This is a genomic window from Austwickia sp. TVS 96-490-7B, from assembly GCF_019331795.1.
Taxonomy (GTDB): Bacteria; Actinomycetota; Actinomycetes; order Actinomycetales; family Dermatophilaceae; genus Austwickia.
Map to the genome: position 1 here is coordinate 1 of NZ_JAHPZL010000051.1, position 9,881 is coordinate 9,881.

General features: G+C 63.3%; 7 protein-coding genes. 4 read left to right on the plus strand and 3 right to left on the minus strand.

Going from position 1 to position 9,881, the window contains the following annotated elements; all coding sequences use genetic code 11:
• Positions 1-434 precede the first annotated feature (434 nt).
• Positions 435-827, minus strand: a complete 393-nt coding sequence (locus KEM60_RS16195; RefSeq protein ID WP_219232503.1) for a hypothetical protein — start codon at positions 825-827, stop codon at positions 435-437.
• A gap of 952 nt (positions 828-1,779) precedes the next feature.
• On the opposite strand from KEM60_RS16195, the gene KEM60_RS16200 reads away from it, so the two are divergent.
• On the plus strand, positions 1,780-2,544 hold the full coding sequence (locus KEM60_RS16200) for an ABC transporter ATP-binding protein (protein WP_219232505.1): 765 nt from the start codon (positions 1,780-1,782) through the stop codon (positions 2,542-2,544).
• A complete protein-coding gene (locus KEM60_RS16205) occupies positions 2,541-4,031 on the plus strand; it encodes a DUF6297 family protein (RefSeq protein WP_219232507.1) in 1,491 nt (496 codons plus the stop codon). Before KEM60_RS16200 ends, KEM60_RS16205 begins: the two co-directional genes overlap by 4 nt.
• 17 nt (positions 4,032-4,048) lie before the next feature.
• Here KEM60_RS16205 and KEM60_RS16210 read toward each other — a convergent pair whose 3' ends face one another.
• On the minus strand, positions 4,049-5,488 hold the full coding sequence (locus KEM60_RS16210) for a nitronate monooxygenase (RefSeq protein WP_370626393.1): 1,440 nt from the start codon (positions 5,486-5,488) through the stop codon (positions 4,049-4,051).
• A gap of 179 nt (positions 5,489-5,667) precedes the next feature.
• On the opposite strand from KEM60_RS16210, the gene KEM60_RS16215 reads away from it, so the two are divergent.
• The gene (locus KEM60_RS16215; protein WP_219232509.1) at positions 5,668-8,610 is read left to right on the plus strand and encodes an FtsK/SpoIIIE domain-containing protein; all 2,943 of its coding nucleotides are present in this window, start codon (positions 5,668-5,670) and stop codon (positions 8,608-8,610) included.
• A gap of 145 nt (positions 8,611-8,755) precedes the next feature.
• On the opposite strand, the gene KEM60_RS16220 is transcribed toward KEM60_RS16215, so the two are convergent.
• Positions 8,756-9,151, minus strand: a complete 396-nt coding sequence (locus KEM60_RS16220) for a hypothetical protein (protein ID WP_219232511.1) — start codon at positions 9,149-9,151, stop codon at positions 8,756-8,758.
• Between the two features lie 405 nt (positions 9,152-9,556).
• Here KEM60_RS16220 and KEM60_RS16225 point away from each other — a divergent pair, with 405 nt between their 5' ends.
• A complete protein-coding gene (locus tag KEM60_RS16225) occupies positions 9,557-9,805 on the plus strand; it encodes a WhiB family transcriptional regulator (RefSeq protein WP_219232514.1) in 249 nt (82 codons plus the stop codon).
• The last annotated feature ends 76 nt before the right edge of the window (positions 9,806-9,881 follow it).

The window sequence follows — 9,881 nt, forward strand, 5'->3', positions numbered from 1 at the left end:
CCGTGACGCCCTCGATCGCTGCTGCGACGACCGATCGTGCGTGCACGTCAAGCCCCACGCTCGTACGCACGGTCAACACCGGGGCCTCCCACGAATGTCGGATAGGCCAAGCAGGCGGCCTGCTCGGTAACCCACGAATCTCGTGAGCGAGGCCCCGGCCCGCAACCCCGTCACAACGACCGGGTCGCTAACATACCGTCTAGCCGACTACATCCGCGCCTACTTCGCCCTCCTACCCGCCGAAGACTGACCGGCTTGTTCGCCGATGCGATCATGCCGCACGTTTCGCTGGCGAGCGCGGATAATCCTAGGCTGGGAATGTGCGCGAACGGCCCCGCTAGTGAACCTCTACACCCGTTCCAGGAGCCTGAGGAGAGCTCTATCGACCCGACTAGTAATCATAAATGACACAGAAACCCTGGTGAATAATTCCCCTATGCAAGCAGGCTGATGCTGGCATCTTCTCTCAGTGAAGTATCACCAAAAAACAATGCTGCTTTATTTAAAAGATTGAGGTCGAAGTCATCCGGATAGGTCCGCGATGATGCACGTATGAACCCTAGCGTGTCGAATGGCTTCCCCGCTGCATAGTTGGTCTGGTGTGCAAAACGAGTGATGACCTCTGCCATGGGCCGGGGCCCGGGGCTCTCCGTGATGGGCCAGGTAAACTTCCACCCATAGGCTTTCGCAAAGAACTCTTCATCTTTGCGAAAAAAGACCTGCCCCTGAAAAGTGCATGTTTCACCGGAAGCAGCGGCCGCGCGGCGTTGAATCGGATGGGTCTTCATGTACTGGGTACTTGCGGCAGTAATACTTCCAATCGTCATACCATCTCCCCTGCGAAACTGACCCTCATCACTCAGGTCGACTGCGGCGCCTTCTACCTGAGGTAGATCCAGCGCCAGATCAGCATCCGCGGTCCACACCGTCCGCTAGTACAGCGAGAGCCTGCCCCAGGTCAAGAGGGTGCGAAGGGCAACCGCACCACAGGTGCGGTTCCGCTCCATGGCTACGGACATCCCCCTCAACGTGCACTCACGAAACGTGCAACATCAGACGCGAGACAGCGCTATCTCTGCACGATGTCGATGAAGTGGAATCCAGTCAGATCTCGGCCGGTCAGTCGCGTTAGCCCGGCTATATCAGCATGGAATGTCACCATCGTCCCAGCGTGATCGCGGGGTGAAACTACTCTTGAATCAGCGTCAGGAAGTCAGCGCCGGTAGACCTGCACCCATGAACCGTGAGCTCGATGGTTTTCATGCACAAGCCAGGAATTGAGTGCGCTGACTACCGATATTCTCCGGTGAAGCGGTCTCTCCGGCAGCACAGGCGCCGTAACTGGATCAACGAAGCCCACATTCCGTGTGGACATCACCGGTTTGCGGATGGCGTTCCCGTGGGCATCGATGCGGGTGTCGGTACCACGCCCAACATCGTCGACCGTGATGCTGCCAACAGTGTGATAGGTCACGATCACACGCCCACGACGGCGTCTGGCAGCAGCTTCATCCGCCGCGTAGGCGACAAATCTCCAGGATTAGATGTCATCCGCCACTGATGTCACCGGCCTCAGCCGCGACCTACCGAATATCCGCGAGGTGGTGTGGGTCTACGTTGTATGCCCAGATGTGGGTCGGTGTCGCCCAGGTTTGTCGATCGGGCATGCCGTAGCTCCTAGGACGAGTTGCAGTGGACATGCCGTAGGGCGCGGGTGGCCAATGTGCCCTGGGCGAGTCAGATGAATCCGTGGGCGTTGATAGATGGTAAAGAGATCTCATGGTTTCCTCCCCCACTGGTTCGACATCCGGCGATCCTGTTGACTGTTGCGACAACTCGTCCATCACACCGACGACCTCACCGGCGACAGCGGCCGCCACCCCGTTGACTCCAACGGGGCAAAAGCCCCGACTATCAGTGACAGGGTTGTCAAAGTCATACGGCGGTCGGCCGATCGTTCACGACCTGTCTTTTGAGGTACACGCCGGGGAGATTGTGGCGTTAACCGGGCCCAATGGTGTCGGCAAGAGCACGACGTTGCGGTGCGTACTGGGCAGTGTTGAGGTTGATGCCGGCCAGGTTCTTCTGGACGGGCGGGTCTTGGATGAACAGGATCCGATGGTGCGGGCCCGAGTGGCGACGGTGCTAGACGACATGGGGTGGTTTCCCGATCTGACGGCGGTGGAACATCTTGATCTGTTTGCTCGGGTGCACGGCAATGATGCTCCGTCCGCCGCGGTAGATGCCGCGATGAGGGTAGTGCACCTGACCGATGCCGCGGATCAGTTGCCCGACAGTCTCAGCTCGGGACAACGGCGACGGTTAGCGTTGGCGACGACGTTGATCCGCCCGTTTGATGTGTTGGTCCTTGATGAGCCGGAACAGCGTCTTGATGTTGCTGGCCGTGACTGGTTAGCCAGCTATCTCGGTGAGGCGAAAACAGCGGGCGCAGCGATCTTGTTGGCCAGTCACGACCCACAGTTGTTGCAGCGAGTCGAAGCTCGCATCGTTCCGATTCTCCCGACGGATGGCAGCGCAGCATGACAGCCTCGACTAGCCGCGCGGATCAGCGGCGACGGGCTCGGCTGGTGCAACGGGAGCTGCGGTGGGTGCGCACCTCTGATCAAGACATCGTTGATTCCGCAGTCACCACTTGGTACATGGTGGCGTTGACCGTGGTGCTGTTTGCGGCGATGGCAGCGAGTCTGCTGAGGGGTTTGGGCGTCGCGTGGGGCGGGGAGGCCAGGGAGAGCACGGCGACATTAGTGGCAGCGGTGTTTCCGGTGGCGCTGGTGGGAGCAATCTGGTGGGCAGCGGCGATCGCTGGCCCGTTGGGGGCGTCCTCAGCGAAGCGGACCTGGCTGTTTGCCGGCCCGGTGGACCGGGCAGTGTTGTTGCGCAGCCGGATTGCATGGATGGGGGCGGGTGCGTGGTCCGCCGGGGCGGTCACCACCGGACTCGCAACTGCCGCGACCATCGCGGAGGAATCGTTCGGTGGATGGGCCGCTCGTACAGCGGCTGGTGCAGGGCTGTCGATGTGGATTATGGCGATGGCAGGATGGCGGCAAACGGTGAACCCGACGTCAGCGGGAGCAGACCGCCGAAGCCGTTTCGGGGTGACGCTCTTGGGGGTGACATCACTGTTGGCAGCATTGACCGCTGCCGGGGTGAAACTACCGAAGCTGGTGGGGGTGAGCACTGCGGTGATCGCAGTGGCGGCTGTGGGGATTACCGCTGCTGGTGTCTTCTCTTTAGCGCTAGTGGCGCGGCGAGCAGATCGGTTACCGATAAGCGATATTGCTCGTGGCGGTGACCTCACGGACGCCGCCGAGGCGAGCGCAGCGATGTTGGATGCCAGCGCGGTATGGGCGGTGACAACGCGACGTAGTCTGGCCCGGCGGGGTCGACGGCGAAGCAGGGGGATGTGGACCTCTGGTGTCATGGTCCTGGCCGTGGCGGATGCACGGCGGGTGTCACGGCGGTGGGAGCCCTGGCTGGCGGTGGGGGGCATGTTGCCGTGGCTGTGGTTGTTGTTGCCAGCGTCGGCGTCTGGGGCGGGGTTGTTTGTGGCCGGAGTGGTGGTGGTCTCGGCAACCATGCCGTACGGCGCGGGGTTGCGTGCGTGGACGCGGTCGACGGGGTTACGCCGGTCATTGCCGGGGTCGATTCAGCGGGTAGCTTTGGCGCTGTTAGTGATTCCGATGATGATGGCGACAGCGCTGTCGGTGGCGGTGGTGGTGGCCTCGCATCTCTCGGGGTGGTCAGTGCTGTTGTTGGTGGGTGCGGCGACAGTCGGGGTGTCCCATACGGCGCCGGCTCCAGATATGGCCGATGTGGGGGCGTTGGTGTCGACCCCAGCAGGGGCGGTGCCGGTCGGGGTGGTTAAGCGGGTGATGCGTGGTGTGGTCAGGCCGGGGTTGGTGTTAATGCCGGGTCTGATGGCGTCAGGTCCGACGACATTCCTGGGGGCAACGCTAGGGGTGATGATCGCTGGGTATTTCGTGGAGCGGGATATCGCTGCGTTGTCGTGAGCTGAGGGAGGAACTGTTCAGTCGGTGGACTGGTCGAGTGTGCTGCGTAGCCAGTGCACGACGTCGCGGGCGTTCCATCCGTGGGGGTGAAGTGCAGCGAGTCGGCGGGCACTGCTGAGGTCTTGACCAAGAGTGAGCCCGGGAGCTTCGACGTATCCGTCTTTGCGGGTTTGGCCGAGCCCGATGTTAGCGAGGAGCGCGTTGCACAGGCATTTGCGCCCGACAGCGTCGCCGAGGTCGCCGCCTTTACGAAGGTATTGCTCGACCGGCTCGCTAGGGCATCGGTAGCCGATGCCACCGTCGGGGCGTGCGTAGGGTTGCCGAAGGTAGCCCAGATCACACAGGCGAGGTCGGGCGGCGTACGTCGTCTCGTGGGAGACGGTGCCGGGGACGTGGGCCACTTTGAAGGGGAAGCCGGTGGGAGAGGCGCGGGGATCGTTGCGCACGGTGAGGGTTCCAGCGCGGAGGCGTGCCTCAAGTTGGGTGCGCAGGTCAGAGTCGAGGCCGGAATCGGTGGAGAGCGCAAAGAGCGTGCCGCATTGGACGCCAGCGGCGCCCTGGGCGCGTGCATCGGCGACAGCTTCAGGGGTGGCTTGGCCGCCGGCGACCCAGAAAGGCAGACCGATCGTGGCGATGGCAGCGAGGTCGGCGACGTCGCGGGGACGGTAGATAGGGTCGCCTCGCTGGTCGAGTTCAAGGCGTCCACGAGGTGGTGCACTGTGCCCGCCGGCGGTGGGTCCTTCAACGACGAACCCATCAGGCCGGATCTGCGGATCGCGGGAGAGATATGCCGCGAGGGAATGCAGGGAGACGATCGCCAAGAAGTGAGGCCGGTGCAGGACGGGCAGGTGCGCACCGAGGACAGCGGAGGGGTCGATGCTGGTGTGGTGGGTGTCGCTCGCTCCGGCAACGTCGACAGTGATTGCTGCGGGACGTCCGGCAGCGAGGTCGTCGAGAAGTCGGGGAATCTCCCGGGGAATCCCTGCTCCCATGAGGACGTAGTCAACTCCGGCGAGCATGGCACCAAGCACTGCGGTGGGGGTGGCCATCTGGATCTTTTCCAACAAGTTGATGCCCACTGGACCGTCGTGGCCTTCTTTAGCAAGCCACACTTCGACGAAATTCCCGGCGATGCACAGATCGATGGCGTCCCGGCTGGGGGTAAGGGTGAGGGTGGGGTGGGGTCGGTACGGTGTACCGGGGGTTCTGCCGTGGGGTCGGTGGTACCGCTGGAGAACCCGGTCGGCCATGGCCGGATCAGGGAAGTGGGCGAGGGCGCGACGGGCGTGCCCGTCGGGGTCGCCGTCTTGGAGACGGCGGGCCAGGACAGCGTCCAGGGCGGTCCCAGAGACGACGCCCAGTTCACCCGTGTGAGCGACAGCGCGGGCCATCTGCCAGGAGGACACGGCCACTCCCATGCCGCCTTGGATGACTGTGGGTGGTGGTGTGGGGATCACGGGGCACCTCCGGTGGGGAGCGGTCTCGGGTCACACCCGATGAACCTACGGCCACGTAAGTTACGGGTACGAAGGTTACGGTACCGAAGGTTGACTGAACTCGCCGGTCACATTCGGTTGTCCACAGACACGACAGCGGACTCCAACACCGACGTCCCTGATCAGTCACCATGCTCGACGTGGATCTTCGCCTCCTGCTCAGCTCACCTAGCCATCGACCTGATCAGTTCGAACATGTCATCGTCACTGCCCCTTCCGGCACTCGATTCGGCCAGGTGGCAAGCCTGCTCACGGCACGAGCTGAGGTGCGCCCCGACCACGTCGCCCATATCGACTCTCGGCCTCTCCTCGCCACAGATGTCCTTGGCACACCACCCCTCATCGATGGAGCTGTGCTGCATTGGGCGCCGCCACACCGCGACGCATCCGCCGTACCAGCCGTACCAGCTGTAGAACTGTGCACCATCGCTGGACCAGACGCCGGTCATCGGTTTTCCCTGACTATCGGCACCCATCTCATCGGGCGCAGCGATCACGCCGAGCTGTGCCTGGGCGACCCCGACGTGTCCCGACGACATGCCTGTCTGACCGTCACCCAAGATCAGGTCCACCTCCACGACCTCGGCTCGAGCAATGGCACCTATCTCGGCGCTCAGAAGGTGGGCGCCCGTCCAGTCCTTCTGACTCCAGGAGCCCCAATCCGGGTGGGTAGCACCACTCTCGTCATAGGTCCCCCGAGTTCTGATCACCGTCAGCCTCGGCATCTTTCTCGTGGCGATGGCACCCTTGCCGTCCATCCCGCACCTCGAATCCTTCCCGATTCCCAACCCCCACCACTGATCAAGCTCCCCCGTGCCCCATACCCCCAAGAGGCCCCTCGACGGTCCTGGCCGATGCTGCTCCTGCCCGTCATCATGTCCCTTGCAGCGGCCGCCTTGACCCACCGTGCCGTCTATCTAGCTTTCGGGCTTCTCGGGCCCACCATGTTCATCGCTCAGTTCCATATTCAACGCCGTCGTCACCAGACCCGTACCGCCGCCCAACAGCGCGAACACGCCGATGCGCTCGCCAGGGTCCACCGTCAGGTCACCGACCTGACCGAGCAGGAACGCTATCGCCTGAACATCGGGATGCCGCATCTGGCTGACATCGCCCTGATCGCCCGACGCGGCACCGCCGACCTCTGGTCTCGACAGCTCGCTGATCCCGACCACCTGGCCATTTCGGTGGGGCGGGGTGACGTCACCTCCGCGCTCACCCTGCGCGCGGAGAACGGGAGCACCAGTAACCCCACCCTGGCCGACCTCCCCGTTGTCGTCTTACTGCCTCAGGTGGGGGTCCTCGGGATCGCCCCAGCCCAGTGTTCCCCACAGACCGACACCGTCCATGACGCGAAGTTCACCGATCCTGTTGCCGCGCACGCACGAGCCCTCATCGCTCAGATCGTCACCTGCCACAGCCCCCTCGAGGTCCGGCTGTGGCTGCTTGCCGCTCACGATGCCACCGCATCCCAATGGTCCTGGACGACACTCCTCCCCCACAGCCGGGATGCTGCCTCGACCTACCCGGTTCAGGCGGCGAGCGCCACACATCCCGAACAATTCGCCAGGTGTCTCCACGATCTGACCAGTGAAATGGATCGGCGTATCACTACAGCTCCGACTGGAGCGCCCAGCAGCAACGGCTGCCCAGTCGTGGTGATTCTGCTGATCGGGGCGGAGGCTTTACGTGAGATTCCAGGAGTGGCCCGGCTCTTACAGGAAGGTCCTGCGGTAGGAATTGTCGCGATGTGCGTCGCCGACCGGGTTTCTCAGCTTCCTCAGGAATGCGCCGCCGTCATTGAAGTGGGCACAGGGGCAGGCTGGTTGCGCAGTGACGCTGGCGATCGTCAGATCATCCCGGACGGTGTCTCCTTGTCCTACGCCATGGACCTGGCCCGAGCGCTGGCCCCGCTGCGGGATGCACCCCCCGGGCTGGGCGAGGATCTCCCTGAACTGGTCCGGTTTGCGGACACGGTCACTGCCGACCCCTATGACGTGCAAGCAGTGGCGGATCGGTGGCGACGACAGGCTGCAAGTACGTCATTTCCGATCGGTGTGGGCGCTGGTGGGGTTGTCCATCTTGATTTGCGCCGGGACGGACCGCACGTGGTGGTCGGTGGGACAACGGGTGCAGGGACCTCGGAATTATTGCGATCGTTGGTGGCGTCGTTGGCCTGGCAGAACAGCCCTGAGCGGATGGCTTTTGTCCTGGTGGATAACAAGGATGGTTCAGCGTTCGATGTCTGTGCTGACTTGCCGCACACGGTGGGGGTGGTCACCGATGTGGATGTGGCCGGAACTCGGCGCGCTTTAGCTGGGCTAGAGGCCGAGTTGCGTTCTCGGGAGACGCTGCTGCGTGCAGCGGGAGCCTGTGACATCGACGCTTATCAGGACCTCGTGGACTCTGGGGCGTGTGATGCTCAGGGTGTGCCGCTGCAGGCATTGGCGCGTCTGGTCGTCGTGGTCGATGAGTTCCGTGCACTGGTAGAGGAACTTCCCGAGTTCATGGCGGGTTTGGTGCGGATGGCCGCGCGGGGTCGTTCATTGGGGTTGCACTTGGTGTTGGCCACGCAGCGTCCTGCCGGGGTTGTCTCTGCAGACATGCGGGCTCATATCTCATTGCGGATTGCTCTGCGAGTAAGGGATGCTCGCGATTCAGTTGAGGTGATTGGATCACCAATCGCGGCAGCCATCAGCCCTTGCCATCCGGGGCGTGCCGTGGTCCGCACAGGTGATGGGGACCCGGTATTGCTGCAAACGACGTATCTGGGGTCATTGCCGGACGGACCATCAGTTCCTGTGGTGGTGAGGTCCTTATCGGCCGGGATGGTCGGCGCTCGCTGGGACGAGCTGCCCACGGTGGGGACGGTGTCGGGAGCCGCGCCAGCTCGTCAGGGACCGATGTCGGGTGCAGCGGATCTGCCGCAGCTGGTCGCTACGTTGACGGCAGCTGCTAGACAGGTCGGCGCTCGCCCGGTGTTCCCGCCGTGGCTGCCAGTGTTGCCGACTGTAGTCTCGATCAACGATGTCGAGACACATGTCAATGCATCCGAGGGGGCCGATCGACATAACGCGGCCTGATCGGGGCGTGACGGCGGTTGCCGTACGGGCTCATCTTCGTCAGTGGCGTGCGAGACGGGGAGGTGTACGGCGTGACGATGCCCGCTGGGGAACCGATGGCGCCGGGCCGAGTACCTCTCGTTGAGGACAGACGGGTTCGCTCGATTCAGGTCGTCGACTTGCCAGGCGAGCTCAACAGCACCGAACCCAACCCGCCGAGCGCCACCGCACCCACCATGACCGCAAAGATGAGCTGACTGGCTTGGGCAAGGCTTACCGCCACCGGCACCAGCAGAGCGTGCCAGACCAACACCGGGGTACGCACCCATGTGGCGCCATGCCATAGTCCCCGACCCAGTACAGCCAGACCACATGCTCCCACAAGGAAGACGACCACGGACATCAAAACCCGTGCCCGGTCATCACCCAACCCGCGAGCGAGCTCGACGAGATAGAAGACACTGGCGGCGAGGATGGCCCCGGTCTGAACCCAGAGTAGGACCGCACCAACTCGTCGAGAACCGTTCGACCATTCGTCTGAGGATGCGTGCACAGATGACAACGTAACTCCCACAGACCCTCTCACATGCGCAGAACATCGCAGGCAATGATGCGCAAAGCTCTTCCCTCGACAGGCGTCCAACACGTAAACTCGGACGTCGATTGGGGCCTGTCACCCGACCTGTCCATGTCACGGGAAACCATTCCAGGGATATGGGGCGGGGTGATGACGGCTTGGCAACAGCCCCACATCACTGCGGAACACACAGCCCACCATAGTCGTTGGTCTGTGACATCACCCTGGCAACAGGACATCATCGACGTCCTCAGTCAGGACGGTCACGACAGCGCCGACACGTCGGTTGTTGTCGGTACGTCCGATGAGCAGCTTACCGGCTGTTCGGCGGCCATCCAGATGTCCCCGTGTCCTGCGTGCCTCTCAGACCCACCGATGTAGGAGTTCATGATGGACTGGCGCGATCGCGCTGCTTGCCTCGAGGAAGACCCCGAGCTGTTCTTCCCGATCGGCAACACGGGCCCGGCCCTCCTCCAGATCGAGGAAGCCAAGGCTGTCTGCCGTCGCTGTGACGTGCAGGACACCTGCCTGAAGTGGGCACTGGAATCCGGCCAGGACGCCGGAGTATGGGGAGGCTTGTCTGAGGACGAGCGCCGCGCCCTGAAACGCCGTAACGCCCGCGCACGCCGCGCTGGCTAACACCACCGACGGCGGGGACGCCACCTCAGACAAGCCTCCCCATACTCCGGCGTCCTGGCCGGATTCCAGTGCCCAC